The sequence below is a fragment of the Roseateles sp. genome (assembly GCF_044373315.1).
Taxonomy (GTDB): domain Bacteria; phylum Pseudomonadota; class Gammaproteobacteria; order Burkholderiales; family Burkholderiaceae_C; genus JACDQM01.
This window is the reverse complement of sequence record NZ_JBILQK010000038.1, coordinates 19,199-34,969: the sequence shown is the minus strand read 5'-3', so window position 1 is coordinate 34,969 and position 15,771 is coordinate 19,199. Positions and strand designations below refer to the sequence as shown.

Below are 15,771 nucleotides of genomic sequence, written 5' to 3'. Positions count from 1 at the left end.
AGGCACCTGGCGGCCGACGACCCGTTGCAACTGCTTGAGCACCTCATCCGCCTGCGCGTTGTGCCGGCCCAGCGGAGCCGATTGCGTCGGCGTGATCTGGCGCGGCATGAAACGGGTTTCATCCTGCAAGCCCTCGGCCTCTGCGCGAGTCAGGCCGGCCGTATGGCCGCTCGCACCCACCGGCGCGCGGCGAATGAAGGGACGCAGATCCACCTCAGGCATCACGCCCTGCTGAACCAGCCAGTGATTGGTCTCGTGGTAAGCCTCGCCCAGCAACAGCGCGAACTCGGCATGCAGCGCCTGCTGCAGCATCTGCCACTCGGGGGCGTGCAGGCCGCTGCGGTACCAGGCATCAAGTGCCAGCTTGGCCACCACGGGTGCCCGCATCAAGTCATCAGCGGGCAGCTCATCACGCTGCTCCAGCAGATGCATGCGGGTGCGCAGATCGGTGAACTCCCAGCTGGCCTTATCCATCATCGCCAGCGCAAGGCGCGAGCTGGTGATCTCGCGCTCGATGGTGTCATCGTCGACCAGACTCAGCGGCGCGCGCTCCTGCGCGCGGCGCTCTGCCCGCTCAGCCGCCGTTGGCGGCACCTGGCGCGCCAGTTCAATGCCATGCTCAGCCGCGTGCCGCAGCGCGCTGATCAGCGACGCCTGCCATGCCGGGCCATGCCGATTCCAGGTGTTCACGCCATCGCGTCGCGCCACCATCACCGGATACTCCGCCGGCAGCACAAGCAGCTGCCGCGCAGCCTCTCCGACCGACATGCCGAGCGAAGCCAGGCCGCGCACCAGGGCCTCGAGGTAGACCCGCCGCGCGCGCGAGGCCAAGGCCTTGTTGCGATCAGCAGTCATGGAATCGACGGGTCAAATGAGCATCCTGGCGACGTGTCAAAAATGACTCTACACCAGTGCCCCGGCATTGGGATCGTCGGGATCTTCCTTGTTGACGGACTGCTTCACCAGGTCTTCGCGCTTGACGCCCAGCCACATCGCAATGGCGGCAGCGACAAAAACCGACGAGTAGATGCCAAAGACGATGCCGATCGTGAGCGCTACCGCGAAGTAATGCAGCGTCGGGCCGCCAAAGATCAGCATGGACAACACCATCAGCTCGGTCGAGCCATGGGTGATGAAAGTACGGCTCATCGTGGACGTGATCGCGTGGTCGATCACCTCCGAGGTGCTGAGCTTGCGGTACTTGCGGAAGGCCTCGCGCACCCGGTCGAAAATCACCACCGACTCGTTGACGGAGTAGCCCAGCACAGCCAATATCGCGGCGAGCACCGCGAGCGAGAACTCCCACTGGAAGAAGGCGAAGAAGCCCAGGATGATGACCACGTCGTGCAGGTTGGCGATGATGCCTGCCACAGCGAACTTCCACTCGAAGCGGAAGGCCAGGTAGATCATGATGCCGACCACGGTGAAGGCCAGCGCCTTGGCCGCATCCTGCGCCAACTCGGCGCCCACGGCCGGGCCCACAACCTCACTGCGCGAGAGCTTGACCGGCTCCTCTTGCGAAGCGTTCAGGCAGAGCTGCTTGCTGATCGCCTCGCCCTTCTCGGTGATCACTTCGCGCGGCGTGATCGTGCCGGACTCGGCCTTGCAGAGCTCGGCAAAAACACGGCCGACCATCTCGGTCTGCTTGATGTCGCCGCGCAGCGGCATGCGGATCATCACGTCGCGCGAGGTGCCGAACTTCTGCACCTGCACTTCGCCAAAGCCCATCGCCTCGACCACATGCCGGGTCTTGTTGATGTCGGCCGGCTGCGAGTATTCGACCTCAACCACCGTGCCACCGGTGAACTCGATCGAGAAGTGCAGCCCGCGCGTCGCCAGGAAGAAGACGGCCAGTGCGAAGGTGACGAAGGAGATCGCGTTGAAGATCAACGCGTGCTTCATGAACGGGATGTCCCGTTTAATGCGGAAGAGTTCCATGGTGTCTTACTTCCTCAGGCCTTGGGCGCGTTGCTGACCGCGTCGCCCTCAGGCTTCCAGATCTGACCGATAGAGAGGGACTTGAGCTTCTTCTGGCGGCCGTACCAGAGGTTGACCAGGCCACGCGAGAACATGACCGACGAGAACATCGAGGTCAGAATGCCCAGGCAGTGCACCACGGCAAAGCCCTTCACCGGGCCAGAGCCAAACGCCAGCAGGGCCACGCCAGCGATCAGCGTGGTCACGTTGGAGTCCAGAATGGTCGCAAAAGCGCGTTCATAGCCGATCGTGATCGCGGCCTGCGGCGCCGCCCCAGCACGCAACTCCTCGCGGATACGCTCATTGATCAGCACGTTGGAGTCGATCGCCATGCCCAGCACCAGCGCGATGGCGGCCATGCCCGGCAGGCTCAAGGTGGCCTGCAGCATCGACAGCGCAGCCACCAGCAGCAACAGGTTGAAGGCCAGCGCCAGCGACGAGAAGACGCCGAACAGCATGTAGTAGACGCACATGAAACCTGCGACGGCGACGAAGCCCCAGATCACCGAAGCGAAGCCCTTGCTGATGTTTTCCGCGCCCAGGCTCGGGCCGATGGTGCGCTCCTCGATGATCTCCATCGGTGCCGCCAGCGAGCCGGCGCGCAGCAGCAGCGCGGTGTCGTTCGCCTCGGCCGTGGTCATCGCCCCGGAAATCTGGAAGCGATTGCCCAGTTCGCCGCGGATGGTCGGCGCGGTGACGACCTCGCCCTTGCCCTTCTCGAACAGGATGATGGCCATGCGCTTGCCGATGTTCTCGCGCGAGATGTCCTTCATGATGCGCGCGCCCTTGGCATCGACCACCAGGTTCACCGAAGGCTGCTGCTTGTCGTCGAAGCCGGCCTGTGCATCAATGAGGTTGTCGCCCGAAATAACGACCTGGCGCTTGACGATGATCGGGCCGAAACCGCGGTCGACATAGCGCTCGGTCCCGAAGGGCACCGGGCCTGTGCCGGCAACCGCCGCCTGAGCTTCCGTGCTCTCGTCCACCATGCGCAGTTCCAGCGTGGCGGTGCGGCCGATGATGTCTTTGGCCTTGGCGGTGTCCTGCACGCCAGGCAACTGCACGACCACGCGGTCCATGCCCTGCTGCTGGATCACCGGCTCGGCCACGCCAAGTTCGTTGACCCGGTTGTGCAGCGTGGTGATGTTCTGCTTGAGGGCCGCCTGCTGCACCTGAATCAGGGACTGCGGCTTGAGTGCGCCCACCAGGCGCAACTCGCCACCAGCGGCCAGCGTCCATTGCACATCGACGATCTGCTCCGTCAGCAGACTCTCGGCCTTGTTCAGGGACTCAGCCTCGCGGAAAGCCACGATCACATTGTTGCCATCCCGGCTGATACCGGCATGGCGGATGTTCTTGTCGCGCAGCAAGGTGCGCACATCACCGGTCAGCGATTCCACCTTCTTCGTCAATGCGGCCTTCATGTCGACCTGCATCAGGAAATGCACGCCACCGCGCAAGTCCAAGCCCAGGTACATCGGGAAGGCGTGCAAGCTGGTGAGCCACTGCGGCGAGCGCGACAGCAGGTTCAGCGCCACGATGTATGAGGGGTCAGCCGGATCGCGGTTGACCGCCTTGCTGATGGCGTCCTTGGCCTTGATCTGGGTGTCCGTATCGGAGAAGCGCGCCCGGACCGAATTGCCATCCAATTGGACAAAGTCGGGCTTGATGCCTGCGGAGCCCAGCACTTCTTCGACCCGTTGGCGCAGATCAGCGTCGACCTTGACAGTGGCCTTGGCGCTCGAGACCTGGACAGCCGGCGCTTCGCCGAAGAAGTTCGGCAGCGTGTAGATCAGGCCGATCAGCAGCGCGACCACAAGCGTCACGTACTTCCACAGCGGATATCGATTCATGATGAAGGCTTCCTTCGGGTGGCGGCCCCCGGGGCTTGCGACCCGGCAGCCAAACCCTGAAAGGCCCGGCACACGTCGAGCGCGAGCCGGGCCTGTTTTGCGTGCAGGCCCGCAAGGCCTGCCTCAGTACGAATTACTTGACTGTGCCCTTGGGCAGCACTTGCACAATGGCGCCGCGCTGCACCTGCAGTTCGACGCCGGTAGCCACTTCAAGCGTGACATAGCTGTCGCCGAGCTTGCTGACCTTGCCAAGCAGTCCGCCGCCGGTGACAACCTCATCGCCCTTGGCCAGAGCCTCGATCATGGCCTTGTGCTCCTTCTGCCGCTTCATCTGGGGCCGGATCATCACGAAGTACAGCACCACGAACATCAGCACCAGCGGCAGCATGCTCAACAGGCTGGATTCAGCACCGCCGGCAGCGGCAGGGGCAGCCTGAGCAAAAGCGTTGGAAATAAACACGTCGAATTCCCTTTGGTAAATGCCGTCCTCGGCGGACAGAAGAACGGCGGATTGTATGCGCGCGCATCGGCGCTCTTCATGCGCGCTTACACCGGGATTGACGCCAAGCGGAAATGTAAATATTCTCCAAATATATTTATAGTCATTGACTTGCCCGCACCGCCCCTGCAGCCCCCGACACGGCTTGGGCCACGCAGGCAGCCGCGACGCTGCGATGATGCCCCCATGATGACCGCAGACAACGAGAAGCAGCGCCGCGTCGCCGATCAGGCCTATGACGCGCTCGAGGCCATGATCGCCACCCTGGTACTGCAACCTGGCGCACCCATCGTCGAAGCCGATCTGATCGCGCGCACCGGCCTCGGCCGCACGCCCACCCGTGAAGCGCTGATGCGCCTGGTCTCCAACGGGCTGATCGTGCAGCAACCACGCCGCGGCCTGAGCGTCAGCGAGATCCGGCTGGCCGAGCATCTGGACCTCGTCGAGGCGCGTCGCGTGCTGGAACGCCTGATCGCTGCGCTGGCAGCCCGCCGGGCCACGCCGGCACAGCGTGCTGCCTTGCTGGAAGCCGCTGAGTCCATGACGGCAGCCGGTGAGCGCGAAGACCTCAGCGCCTATATGCAGGCCGACCAGGCGCTGGACCATGTAGTCCATGCCGCCTGCCGCAACCCCTTTGCCGTCAACGCCGTCACCCCACTGGTGATCCAGTGCCGCCGCTTCTGGTACGCGCATCAGCACCAGGGCGACATCCGCCAGGGCGCGCAATGCCATCTGAGCCTCGCCCGTGCTGTCGCCGATGGCGACCCCGAGCGCGCTGCCGTGGCCGCGGACTCGTTGATGGACTACCTGCGCCAGTTCACCCAACAGGTCATCGACCAATGACAACACCCACCCGCATCATCGACTCGCACACCGGCGGCGAGCCCACCCGCCTGGTCGTCTCAGGCGGGCCGGACCTCGGCACCGGCAGCATGGCTGACAGGCTGCAGCGTTTTCGCGAGCAACACGACCGCTGGCGCCGCGCGTTGGTCAACGAGCCGCGCGGCTCCGACGTGCTGGTCGGCGCCCTGCTGTGCGAACCCGAACTGCCGGACAGCAGCGCCGGTGTGATCTTCTTCAACAACGTCGGCTACCTGGGCATGTGCGGTCACGGCAGCATCGGCCTGATAGCCTCGCTGGCCTATCTGGGGCGCATCGCGCCAGGTCAACACCTGATCGAGACACCGGTCGGCCGCATTGCCGCGACGCTGCATGAAGATGGCAGCGTCAGCATCACCAACGTGCAGGCCTACCGCCTGACGGCCAAAGTCGCTGTCCAGGTCGAAGGGCGGACCGTGCATGGCGATGTCGCCTGGGGCGGCAACTGGTTTTTCCTCTGTGACGACCATGGCCTGGCGCTGGATGCGGCCAACATCCCCGCCCTTACCGCCTTCAGCGCCGCCCTGCGCGACGCGCTGCCACGCCAGAACATCTTCGGCGCCCAAGGTGCCGAGATCGACCACATCGAACTGGTCGGCCCGCCAGCAAATCCCGCCAACCAGGGCCGCAACTTCGTGCTATGCCCCGGCCTGGCCTACGACCGCTCGCCCTGCGGCACCGGCACCAGCGCTAAGGTCGCCTGCCTGGCGGCCGACGGCAAGCTGTCCGCCGGCCAGATCTGGCGGCAGGAAAGCGTGATCGGCAGCGTCTTCGAGGCCAGCTACCGACACGGCGCTGAGGGTCAGGTCTTGCCGACCTTGCTCGGCCGCGCCCACGTGAACATGGATGCCACCCTGGTGTTCGAGAGCGATGACCCGTTTGCCTGGGGCTTCGGAAGCGCCGCTTGAGAAGCGCCGATGTACTGATCGTTGGCGCCGGCATCGTCGGCGCCGCCTGTGCGCGTGAGTTCGCCCGGCGCGGTCTGAGCGTCGCGGTGATCGAGCCGCATGTGCCTGGCGGAGGCGCCAGCGCGGCGGCCATGGGCCATCTGCTGGTCCCTGATGCAGAAGGCGCCGCGCCGGATAGTGCCGAGCAGGCCGAGCACACGCTGGCGCGGCGCTCCATGGAGCTTTGGCACGCGTGGCTGCAGGAAAGTCGCGACAACGCTGCGCTTGCCGAGCACCAGCGCTGCGGCAGTCTCTGGCTGGCTGCCGACAACGAAGAAATGGAACTGGCCGCGCGCAAGGCCGATTGGCTGCGGGCGCATGGTCTGCAGGCCTCACTGATTGACGCCCCGGCGCTCGCGCGTGCCGAACCGATGCTGCGCCCCGGGCTGCGCGGTGCCCTGCACGTGCCAGGCGACGGCCGCGTCTATCCGCCCAAGGTGGTGGCCAGCTGGCTGGAAGCATCGCGCGCCGCGCTGATCCGCGCCGAGGTGACAGCAATCGACGAAGCCGGCGCGGTGCGCCTGGCCGACGGCCGACGTCTGTGGGCGGCCATGGTGGTACTCGCGGCTGGACTCAGCAGCCAGCGCTGGTTGCCGTCAGGGGTTTTGCTGCCCAAGAAGGGCCAGCTCGCGATCACACAGCGCTACCCAGGCCTCGTGCAGCATCAACTGATCGAGCTGGCCTATCTGAAGAACGCGCACCTTAGCGACGTGGACAGCGTCTCCTTCAATCTGCAGCCGCGCCCCGAAGGCCAGCTGCTGATCGGCTCGTCGCGCCAGCCAGGGCGCGATGACCGGGTGCTGGATCACACGTTGATGGGACGCATGCTGCAGCATGCCTGCCACTATCTGCCGGCGCTCGCCAGCCTGCAGGTCTTGCGCTGCTGGACTGGCCTGCGCCCGGCCACGGCCGATGGCTGCCCGCTGATCGGCGCGCATCCCGAACGCCGCGGCGTCTGGCTGGCCACCGGCCATGAAGGCCTGGGCATCACGACCGCGCCCGCCAGCGCCGAATTGCTGGCCGACCTGAGCCTCGGCGGCATGCCGTGCCTGGACGCACGGCCTTATGCACCCGCACGATTCTTCAACTGATGCCGATGACTCAAGAGATAGAAATCATCATTGACGGCCAGCCACAGCGCGTGCCGGCTGGCATCACGGTGGCCGCAGCGCTGGCGCGCAGCAGCTGCGCGGCCAGCCGCACGTCCCGCAGCGGCATGCCGCGGGCCGCATTCTGCGGCATGGGTGTGTGCCAGGAATGCCGCGTAGCCATCGACGGACAGGCACATCAGCGCGCCTGCATGTGCTGGGTGTCAGCCGGCATGCAGATCGTCACCCAGGTGCAGTCATGAAGACCCGACGCTTGATGGCAGATGCCATCGTGCTGGGTGCCGGCCCGGCCGGCATGGCCGCGGTCCGACTTCTGCTGGAATCGAAAGTCAGCGTCATCTGGATCGACAACCAGGCCCGGCCGGGCGGCCAGATCTGGCGCGGCGGGCCACAGACGGCGAGCGGCGCCGCGCTGCTGCGTCGCATTGACGCTGGCACCGGGCTCACCAAGCTGCACGGGCACGAGCTGATCGCGGCCGACGGCACGCAGTCCCTGTTACTCCATGATGGCCAGGGTCAGCGCGTCGAAGTCAGCGCGCCCAAGCTGTTGCTGGCGACTGGCGCCAGCGAGCGCCACCTGCCGCTGCCCGGCTGGACCCTGCCTGGCGTCCACGGCGCTGGCGGCCTGCAGGCCTTGGTCAAAGGCGGTTGGCCGATTGCCGGGCAGCAGGTTTTGCTGGCCGGCAGCGGCCCGCTCTTGCTGGCCAGCGCGGCCACGCTTCAGGCTGCCGGCGCAAGGCTGCAGCTGATTGCCGAGCAAGCCGCGCTTGCCGCGCTGATCCGCTTCACGCTGCAGCTGCCACTGCGCCAGGCCGTGCAAGCCGCGGCGCTGCGTCTGCAGCTGCGCGCCACGCCCTACCGCAGCGGCTGCTGGCCGGTGCGCGTGCTGGGCCGTGATCGCGTGCAGGCGGTGCTGCTCACGGATGGCCAGCGCGAATGGGAGCAGCCTTGCGAGGCCCTAGGCCTGGGCTTCGGATTGCGTCCGAACACCGAGGCCGCCGAGCTACTGGGCTGCCGGATCGAGGCCGGCGCGGTGGCGGTCGATGATCAGCTGCAGACCACGCAACAAGGCATCTATGCAGCGGGGGAATGCACCGGCATTGGCGGCGTCGGCAAGGCCTTGATCGAAGGCGAGATGGCGGCCGCGTCGCTGTTGGGACAGGACCTGGCCCCACTGCGTTCGCGCCATCGAACAGCCCAGAAGTTTGCGAAGCGCCTGGCGGCCGCGTTCACCTTGCGGCCGGAACTTTTCAAGCTGGCCGATGCCCAGACCCTGATCTGCCGCTGCGAGGACGTCAGCCTGGGCTCACTCAAACCCCACCCCGACTGGCGCGAGGCCAAGCTGCAGACACGCTGCGGCATGGGCGCGTGCCAGGGGCGCATCTGCGGCCCCATTAGCACTGAACTGTTGGGCTGGCAGGCGCGCGGCCTGCGTGAACCGCTGAGCCCGGCGCCCGTGTCGTGCTGGCTGCCTGACTAGGGCTGCGTCTTGGCTGGCAGACCGGCGGCGCGCCACTCTGGGAAACCGCCGCGGAACCAGTGCACCTTGGCGTAGCCGGCCTTGAGCGCCGCCCGGCTGGCCTTGAAGCTCTTCCAGCATTCGGCGCCGTTGCAGGCGAAGACCAGGGCGGCGGATTTGTCGGCCGGCAGCTTGCTCAGGTCGAACTGGTCGTCGTCCGCCTTGTAGTCAGCATCCTTGGCGCTTTTCTCGATATAGGGCACGAGCTTGGCACCCGCCACATGGCCGGACTTGAACTCGGCCTCGGTGCGTGTGTCGATGTAGTGCGCGCCGCCCTGGAGCAGTTGCTGCACGGCCGCTGCGTCGACGACGCTGGCGCCCGGCAGGCTGCGCGGTGTGAAGTAGCCAAGGGTCGCCACATAGTCAAAAGCACCGGGCGCCAAGGCAGTCAAGCGCTGACCGCCGACGCCGGCACCGCCCACCAGGGCTGAGCGCAGGCCTTCGGGGGAGAGTGTGCTGCCCGGTTTGAGGGCCACACTTAGCCCCGGCACCGCCTTGCTCTGCATCACCAGCTTCAGGGCCTCGCCTCCAGCCACCCAGCGCTCATAAACGACTCGCTCGACAGCTACGACATCGCAGCGCCGGATCTGCAGACAGACCAGCAGCGCGTCCTGATAGCGGCTCTCGAAGACGGCCGAGAAGTGGCGCTTGATGGTGCTGTTGGCGGCATTGACCTCCCCACGCACCAGGTAGGTGACGATGCTGTCCTGCATCGGCAGGCCCAGGCGCTTGCCGGCGGCATCCGCCAGACCGTTGATCGGGCTGGACTGCGGCGCCACCAGGACGGCCTGCACCGGCGGCTCGAGACCGGCCACCGGCTGATAGCCGTAGCGCACCGCGCTGCCAATCACATGGGCTGGCGCCACATACAGCTCGTGGAGGCGCGACCGCGTCGTGGCGAGATCCGCCGTCGCATCGTTGGACTGCACCAGCTTGGGCGCGGCGACGCGCTCGCGCCGCAGGGCTGATTCCAGCGCCGTCTTCCATTCACCGTAGGCTGCGTAACGCGACTGTTCGCCCTGATCGCCCGGGTTCACCAGCACGCTGGTCTGTGCATGCGACGAGGCGCTTGCGAGCAGCAAGCCGGCGGACAGCATGGCGACGCAGCGTGCGACGCCCGCGATGGAGACTGTGCTGGATGTATTCATGGCTGCCCAGTCTAGGCCCACCAGATGACCTCGGCGGTAGCGCGAAGACGCCACGTGAAATCAGTCACGAATTCAGGCGGCGGCCTTCTTGGCAGCGCCAAGATAAGTCTCGATCACACGCGGGTCCTTGGCCAGCTCGAAGGCCGGGCCTTGCAGTCCGATCTCGCCGGTCTCCAGCACATAGCCGTAGTCGGCCACCTCCAGCGCGGCGCGTGCGTTCTGCTCGATCAGCAGGATGGACACGCCGGTTTCACGCAGGCGTGCGACGATGCGGAAGATCTCCTTGACGATCAGCGGTGCCAGCCCCAGGCTGGGCTCGTCCAGCATCAGGACCTTGGGCCGGGCCATCAGCGCACGCCCTACCGCCAGCATCTGCCGCTCTCCGCCCGAAAGGGTGCCAGCCAGCTGTGTGCGACGCTCCTTCAGCCGCGGGAACAGCTCGAACACCTTCTCGAGCTCGTCACGCCAGTCGCGCTGGCCCAGGCGCATGGGCCGGAAACCGCCCAGCACCAGGTTGTCCTCAACGCTCATGGTAGTGAACAGCTCGCGCTTCTCAGGCACCAGCGCCAAACCGCGCATCACGCGCTCTTCCAGGCTCAGGCTGGCAATGTCCTCGCCATCGAACAGGATCTGACCCTTCGACGGCAGGACGCCCATCAAGGCGTTGAGCGTGGTGGACTTGCCGGCGCCGTTGGGGCCGATGACGGTAACGACACTGCCGCGCGGCAGTTCGAGGCTCAAGCCGCTGAGCACTTCGGCGCGGCCGTAGCCAGCCTGCAGGCCGCTGACTTTCAGCAATAGGTCCTTGGTACTCATCGATCAGTGCTCCGTTCCAAGATAAGCTGCCCGAACCTCGGGGCTGGACTGCACGTGTTCCGGCGAGCCCTCGATCAGCTTGGTGCCGAACTCCATGACGACGATGCGGTCGGTCAGCCCCATCACGAACTCCATGTCGTGCTCGACCAGCAGGATGCTCATGCCTTCTGCCTTCAGCTGACGCAACACGTCGGCCAGCGCCTGCTTTTCCTTGTGACGCAGGCCGGCGGCCGGCTCGTCCAGCAGCAGCAAGGCGGGATCGGTGCACAGCGCGCGGGCGATCTCCATCAGGCGTTGCGGGCCAAGTGCAAGGTTGCCGGCCAGCTCATGCATCTTGTCGGCCATGCCGATGCGCGTGAGCTGGGCCTCGGCCTCCTTGAGCAGGCGCCTTTCCTCTTCACGATCCAGACGCAGCATGGCCCTCGCCGTGCCGCTGCCGGAGCGCAAATAGCCGCCCAGCGCCACGTTTTCCAGCACCGTCATGTCGGCAATCATCTTGACATGCTGGAAGGTGCGCGACATGCCGCGGCGCGCGATCTCCCGCGAGGGCAGTCCGCCAACTGTCTGGCCACGGAAGATGACCTGGCCGCGGGTCAGAGACAGCACGCCGGTGATCAGATTGAAGGTGGTGGACTTGCCTGCTCCATTGGGGCCGATCAGGCCGACGATCTCGCCAGCGTGGATCTGAAAGCTGACGTCATTGACTGCCACCAGACCGCCGAACTGCTTACGCACTGCCTGGACGTCCAGCAGGAGCTCGCCTAAGTTGGGTTTGTCACGCGCAGGCAGCGATGCAGCAGCCTGCCAGTCTCGCCGTCGATGGGCTGCCGGCAGCCAACGCCCGAAAACCGCACTCAGATAGGGAAACAGCCCCTTCGGTGCGTACTTAAGCATCAGTACCAACACGACACCCAGCACGATGATCTCGAAGTTGCCGCTGCTGCCCAGCAAGGCCGGCAGCACTTCCTTGAGTTGATCCTCGATCACCTTCACGACTCCGGCACCGACAAAGGCGCCCCAGACCGTGCCGATGCCGCCGACCACGGCCATAAACAGGTACTCGATGCCCATCTTCAGCGCGAAGGGGCTTGGGTTGACGGTGCGCTGGAAGTGCGCAAACAACCAGCCGGAGACCGACGCCAGCATCGCCGCCAGCACGAAGATCACCACCTTGTAGCGGAAGGTTGAAACGCCCATGGCCTCGGCCATCGTGGTGGCGCCGTTGAGGGCACGGATGGCGCGTCCAGGGCGCGAATCGAGCAGATTGCGCACGCCTATGGCAGCCAACAGCGCAATCACCCAGATCAGGTAGTACAGCGCACGCCCATCCTGCAGGCTGATGCCCATGAAGCTCAGCGGCGGGATGCCCAGCAAGCCGTCGTACTTGCCCAGAAACTCCATATTCGCCATCGTGTAGTTCAGGCTCAGCGCCCAGGCGATGGTGGCCAGCGGCAGGTAATGGCCGGACATGCGCAAGGTCAGCCAGGCCAGCAGCAGGGCCACGGCGACGGTGATGAGCAGGCCCACCACCAAGCCGAACCAGGGCGAGATGCCGTAACGGGTGCTGAGCAGGGCCGTGGTGTAGGCGCCGAGCCCGACGAAGGCCGCCTGCCCGAAGGAGGTCAGGCCGCCGACACCGGTCAGCAGCACCAGGCCCAGGGAGACCAGGGCGAACATGCCGGTGTAGTTGAGCTGGGTGATCCAGAACTCGGGCACCGGCAGCAGGGGGAGTGCGAACAGCAGGACAAGGCCTGCCAGCGGAAGGATCTTGCGCGCTTGCATCGCTTCTTACTCCTCGTCTTTATGCGGATCACGCAAGGATCGCCACAGCAACACCGGCAGGATGAAGGTGAACACGATCACCTCCTTGAAGGCACTGGCCCAGAAAGAACTGAAGGACTCAAGCAAGCCGACCAGCAGCGCGCCGACGGCCGCCAGCGGATAGCTCGCCAGTCCGGCGAACACGGCGGCCACGAAGCCCTTCAGGCCGATCAGGAAGCCGCTGTCGTAGTTGATCGTCGTGGTCGTGCTGATCAGCAGGCCCGATAGCGCGCCGATGAAGGCGGCCATGGAGAAGGAGAGCTTGCCTGCGCTCGTGCTGGAGATGCCCATGAGCTGGGCGCCCAGGCGGTTGACCGCGGTGGCGCGCAGGGCCTTCCCGTACAGACTGCGCTCGAAAAACAGCCACAGCATGACGATCAAGGCCGCTGCGCTCATGAAGATGATCAGCGTCTGGCCGGACAGCATCAGCGGCCCGAGGTTGAAGCTGGCCTGCCAGAAGCTTGGATTGGTCGATCCCTCGGGCCCGAAGAACACCAGGCCCAGGCCGGTCAGCGCGAAGTGCACGCCCACCGAGACGATCAGCAGCACCAGCACCGAGGCATCCGCCAGGGACTGATACGCGAGCCGGTAGATCAGTCCACCCATCGGTGTGACGATGGCCAAGGTCAGCAAGGCCTGCAGGACCAGAGGCAGTTGCTGGGGCGCTGCCCACAGGCCCAGAAGACCGATGGCGATGGGCGGCAAGCCCCGCAGCACGACGCCGCGGACCACCCCAGGCAATGCCTTGCCGGCTCGCCAGCCAGCAAGCAGGTCCAACACCGCCACGCTGACAGCGAGAACGAGCAGGAACCAGATCGTCAGCGGCGTCTTGCCCAGCTGCAGGGTGGCCATCGTCAACGCGCCATAGGCGACAAACTCGCCCTGGGGAATGAAGATGATGCGGGTCACCGCAAAGACGAGGACAAGGCTCAAGGCCAGCAGCGCATAGATCGCGCCGTTGGTGACGCCATCGAGCATCAAGATGCTTGCAATCGTGAAATCCATGGATGCAAAACTCCTCCACCACGGGCTGGTGGACTGCGACGCCGACTCTAAACAAAAACCCTTAGCGCGCCCCTAGGAGGAGGCCGCATTGACAAAGCACAGATTCGTCCGACCGTTCGGTCGAATTTGCACCAAGAGCCTTGAGACCGTGATCGTTGGCGCTTTGCCCATGCGTTTGCTGAGGCCGGCACCCATGGGGCGCGGCGCCCGCTCGCCCTAGACTGCGAACATCTCATCCCGGGCGTTCCGCCCGCACCACCCCATGCCTGAGTTCGCCCCAAGTCTCGATATCGAAGGATCCGTTGCGCGGATCACACTGCAGCGCCCGCGCCATGCCAATCGCCTGGAGCCCGAGGATCTGGAGCTGCTGCTGCGCCACTTGGCGACGGTCGAGCAGGCCGCGGAGGTGCGCGTCCTCCTGCTCCAAGCCCGCGGCAAGCACTTCTGCAGTGGTTTCAACATCCGTGCAGTTCCCGGCCTGGATGCAGGCGCCTTGTTCGAGAAGCTCAGCAATGCCTGGGCTGAGGCCCGCCCGGTGACAGTGGCGGCCATTCAAGGCGGTGTGTACGGGGGCGCAACAGACCTGGCCCTGGCATGCGACTTCCGACTCGGCACGCACGCTTGTGAGATGTTCGTGCCTGCGGCGCGGCTGGGCCTGCACTTCTATCGCGGCGGCTTGGAGCGCTATGTCTCGCGGCTTGGGCTGTCCGCCGCCAAGCGTGTGCTGCTGGGCTGCGAGACCCTGGATGCACAGGCCATGCTGGCCTGTGGCTTCCTGGACCGTCTGCTCCCGGATGCTCAAACACTGGCGCAGGAAAGCCAGTCCCTGTGCGAGCAACTGTCCTTGCTGGCACCACTGGCCCTGCTAGGGATGAAGAAGCACCTTAACGCGATCGCGGAGGGCAAATTGGATGCCGAGGCGTTGCGCGCTGACATCGTAAGAGCCAACGCATCCGATGACCTGGCTGAGGGCGTGCGCGCCTGGGAGGAAAGGCGCCCTCCCCGTTTTGTCGGGCGCTAGGTATCTCGCCGGTTCAGCCCCTTTTGCCGCTGCTTTTGGAGGCGCAAGCCTGTCACCCACCGATTAACCCGAAGGCGGTCAGCGCCAACATGGTGGAAAATAGAGGTTTCGGGGTGTGCCAGCACAACACCAAGACTCACGGGCTCCTGCCCGGCTGGCACAAGCTTTCTCTCTTCACTACCCAGGACAAGCGTGGCCAAGGATAGTACCAAGACGACCATTGAAGCAGATGGTCTGCGTTACCGCTCAAAAGCACCGGGCTCGCCTTTCGCGGCGACGTCCTCATTCGGCGCGGCAACCATGTCGTGTTTTTTGTGCGGAAAGCATCGCCCTCGGGCTTTGCTGAAGTCCAAGAAACTGCTGGGCAAGTCCCAGCCGGTCTGCGCGCCGTCGTGCAAGGAGCTCGACGAGCAGCTCAGCAACAAGGCCTGATTCTTGGTCCCATCAGGACTCAAGCCTGACGAAAGCAACGCCCGCAGACCGCCCGGTAGCGTGCGTTGCCACCAATTTCCACCTGTTCGCCTTCTGTGACCTTTCGGTTGGCCGAGTCAACGCGCATGTTCATCGTCGCCTTGCGGCCGCAATCGCAGATGGTCTTCATCTCGTCCATCTCGTCGGCCAAGGCCAATAGCGTCGCGGCCCCCTCGAACAGCTCGCCGCGAAAATCAGTGCGCAAGCCATAGCAGATCACCGGCAGATTCCGCATGTGGGCCAGTTCATGCAGGGCCCAGACTTGTGCCTTGCTCAGGAACTGCGCCTCGTCGATCAGCACGCAGGCAACCCGGCCGGCTGCCTCAGCCGAAAAACTGAAGTCAGTTCTCGCGTCGAACAGCTCAGCGTCACGCTGCGGCCCAAGACGCGACGTCACCCGGCCTCGCCCGTAGCGATCATCAACACCCGCGGTGAAGATTCGCACCTGGTGACCCCGTTCCTCATAGTTGTGAGCGACCTGCAGCAGCGCCGTTGACTTGCCGGCGTTCATCGCTGCGTAACGGAAAAATAGTTTTGCCATACCTAGAGGGGATCAAACATCCTGGCGCACTGCCAGAGTTACGCCATTTTGCAAGCTTCCACTTGGATTGCGGCAACACACCCGGGCAAGCGAGCTATTGCTTGTCACGCGACTGGCCTAGTATCCGTTCCAGGAGTGAGACGTATCTGACCGAGCTTCCCATGT

The 15,771-nt window shown here is 65.1% G+C and carries 15 protein-coding genes and 1 pseudogene; 7 read left to right on the top strand and 9 right to left on the bottom strand.

All coding sequences use genetic code 11. The annotated features are described in order from the left end of the window. The 4 genes from ACIQ67_RS10850 to yajC all read right to left on the bottom strand — a co-directional run. The coding region (locus ACIQ67_RS10850) for a DUF1631 family protein (RefSeq protein WP_397534378.1) at window positions 1–855 on the bottom strand (855 nt) is incomplete at its 3' end. Window positions 856–903: 48 nt separating this feature from the next. Next, window positions 904–1,938 (bottom strand): protein translocase subunit SecF, encoded by a 1,035-nt coding sequence (secF, locus tag ACIQ67_RS10845; protein WP_397534377.1) that lies wholly within the window; start codon window positions 1,936–1,938, stop codon window positions 904–906. 14 nt (window positions 1,939–1,952) lie between these two features. Then, complete coding sequence (gene secD, locus ACIQ67_RS10840; RefSeq protein WP_397534376.1) at window positions 1,953–3,830, bottom strand: protein translocase subunit SecD; 1,878 nt, start codon at window positions 3,828–3,830, stop codon at window positions 1,953–1,955. 133 nt (window positions 3,831–3,963) lie between these two features. After that, on the bottom strand, window positions 3,964–4,290 hold the full coding sequence (gene yajC / locus ACIQ67_RS10835; protein ID WP_397534375.1) for a preprotein translocase subunit YajC: 327 nt from the start codon (window positions 4,288–4,290) through the stop codon (window positions 3,964–3,966). A gap of 78 nt (window positions 4,291–4,368) precedes the next feature. Between yajC and ACIQ67_RS10830 the strand changes: the two are divergent. The 5 genes and pseudogenes from ACIQ67_RS10830 to ACIQ67_RS10810 form a co-directional block, all read left to right on the top strand. Further along, window positions 4,369–5,070, top strand: a pseudogene (locus ACIQ67_RS10830) (GntR family transcriptional regulator); the annotation flags it as partial. 98 nt (window positions 5,071–5,168) lie between these two features. Continuing rightward, the gene (locus ACIQ67_RS10825) at window positions 5,169–6,116 is read left to right on the top strand and encodes a 4-hydroxyproline epimerase (protein WP_397534374.1); all 948 of its coding nucleotides are present in this window, start codon (window positions 5,169–5,171) and stop codon (window positions 6,114–6,116) included. Continuing rightward, a complete protein-coding gene (locus ACIQ67_RS10820) occupies window positions 6,113–7,246 on the top strand; it encodes an NAD(P)/FAD-dependent oxidoreductase (RefSeq protein WP_397534373.1) in 1,134 nt (377 codons plus the stop codon). Before ACIQ67_RS10825 ends, ACIQ67_RS10820 begins: the two co-directional genes overlap by 4 nt. Window positions 7,247–7,251: 5 nt before the next feature. Continuing rightward, on the top strand, window positions 7,252–7,506 hold the full coding sequence (locus ACIQ67_RS10815) for a (2Fe-2S)-binding protein (RefSeq protein ID WP_397534372.1): 255 nt from the start codon (window positions 7,252–7,254) through the stop codon (window positions 7,504–7,506). Beyond that, entirely contained in the window at window positions 7,503–8,744 is a 1,242-nt protein-coding gene (locus ACIQ67_RS10810) for an FAD-dependent oxidoreductase (protein ID WP_397534371.1), read from the top strand. Before ACIQ67_RS10815 ends, ACIQ67_RS10810 begins: the two co-directional genes overlap by 4 nt. Here the strand turns inward: ACIQ67_RS10810 and ACIQ67_RS10805 are convergent. The 4 genes from ACIQ67_RS10805 to ACIQ67_RS10790 form a co-directional block, all read right to left on the bottom strand. After that, window positions 8,741–9,931 carry a rhodanese-like domain-containing protein gene (locus tag ACIQ67_RS10805; RefSeq protein WP_397534370.1) on the bottom strand — a complete coding sequence of 397 codons (1,191 nt, stop codon included), beginning with the start codon at window positions 9,929–9,931 and terminating at the stop codon, window positions 8,741–8,743. The genes ACIQ67_RS10810 and ACIQ67_RS10805 overlap by 4 nt on opposite strands. 72 nt (window positions 9,932–10,003) lie before the next feature. Beyond that, complete coding sequence (locus tag ACIQ67_RS10800) at window positions 10,004–10,747, bottom strand: ABC transporter ATP-binding protein (RefSeq protein WP_397534369.1); 744 nt, start codon at window positions 10,745–10,747, stop codon at window positions 10,004–10,006. Between the two features lie 3 nt (window positions 10,748–10,750). After that, window positions 10,751–12,529 (bottom strand): ATP-binding cassette domain-containing protein, encoded by a 1,779-nt coding sequence (locus tag ACIQ67_RS10795; RefSeq protein WP_397534368.1) that lies wholly within the window; start codon window positions 12,527–12,529, stop codon window positions 10,751–10,753. A gap of 6 nt (window positions 12,530–12,535) precedes the next feature. Then, window positions 12,536–13,573: a branched-chain amino acid ABC transporter permease gene (locus ACIQ67_RS10790; RefSeq protein ID WP_397534367.1), complete on the bottom strand. Its 1,038-nt coding sequence runs from the start codon at window positions 13,571–13,573 to the stop codon at window positions 12,536–12,538. A 262-nt stretch (window positions 13,574–13,835) separates the two neighbouring features. Here ACIQ67_RS10790 and ACIQ67_RS10785 point away from each other — a divergent pair, with 262 nt between their 5' ends. Further along, complete coding sequence (locus ACIQ67_RS10785; protein ID WP_397534366.1) at window positions 13,836–14,594, top strand: enoyl-CoA hydratase/isomerase family protein; 759 nt, start codon at window positions 13,836–13,838, stop codon at window positions 14,592–14,594. Between the two features lie 192 nt (window positions 14,595–14,786). Continuing rightward, window positions 14,787–15,026, top strand: coding sequence for a hypothetical protein (locus tag ACIQ67_RS10780; RefSeq protein ID WP_397534365.1), 240 nt, complete (start codon window positions 14,787–14,789; stop codon window positions 15,024–15,026). 19 nt (window positions 15,027–15,045) lie between these two features. Here the strand turns inward: ACIQ67_RS10780 and ACIQ67_RS10775 are convergent, their stop codons facing one another. Continuing rightward, window positions 15,046–15,606, bottom strand: coding sequence for a thymidine kinase (locus tag ACIQ67_RS10775; protein ID WP_397534364.1), 561 nt, complete (start codon window positions 15,604–15,606; stop codon window positions 15,046–15,048). Window positions 15,607–15,771: the final 165 nt, after the last annotated feature.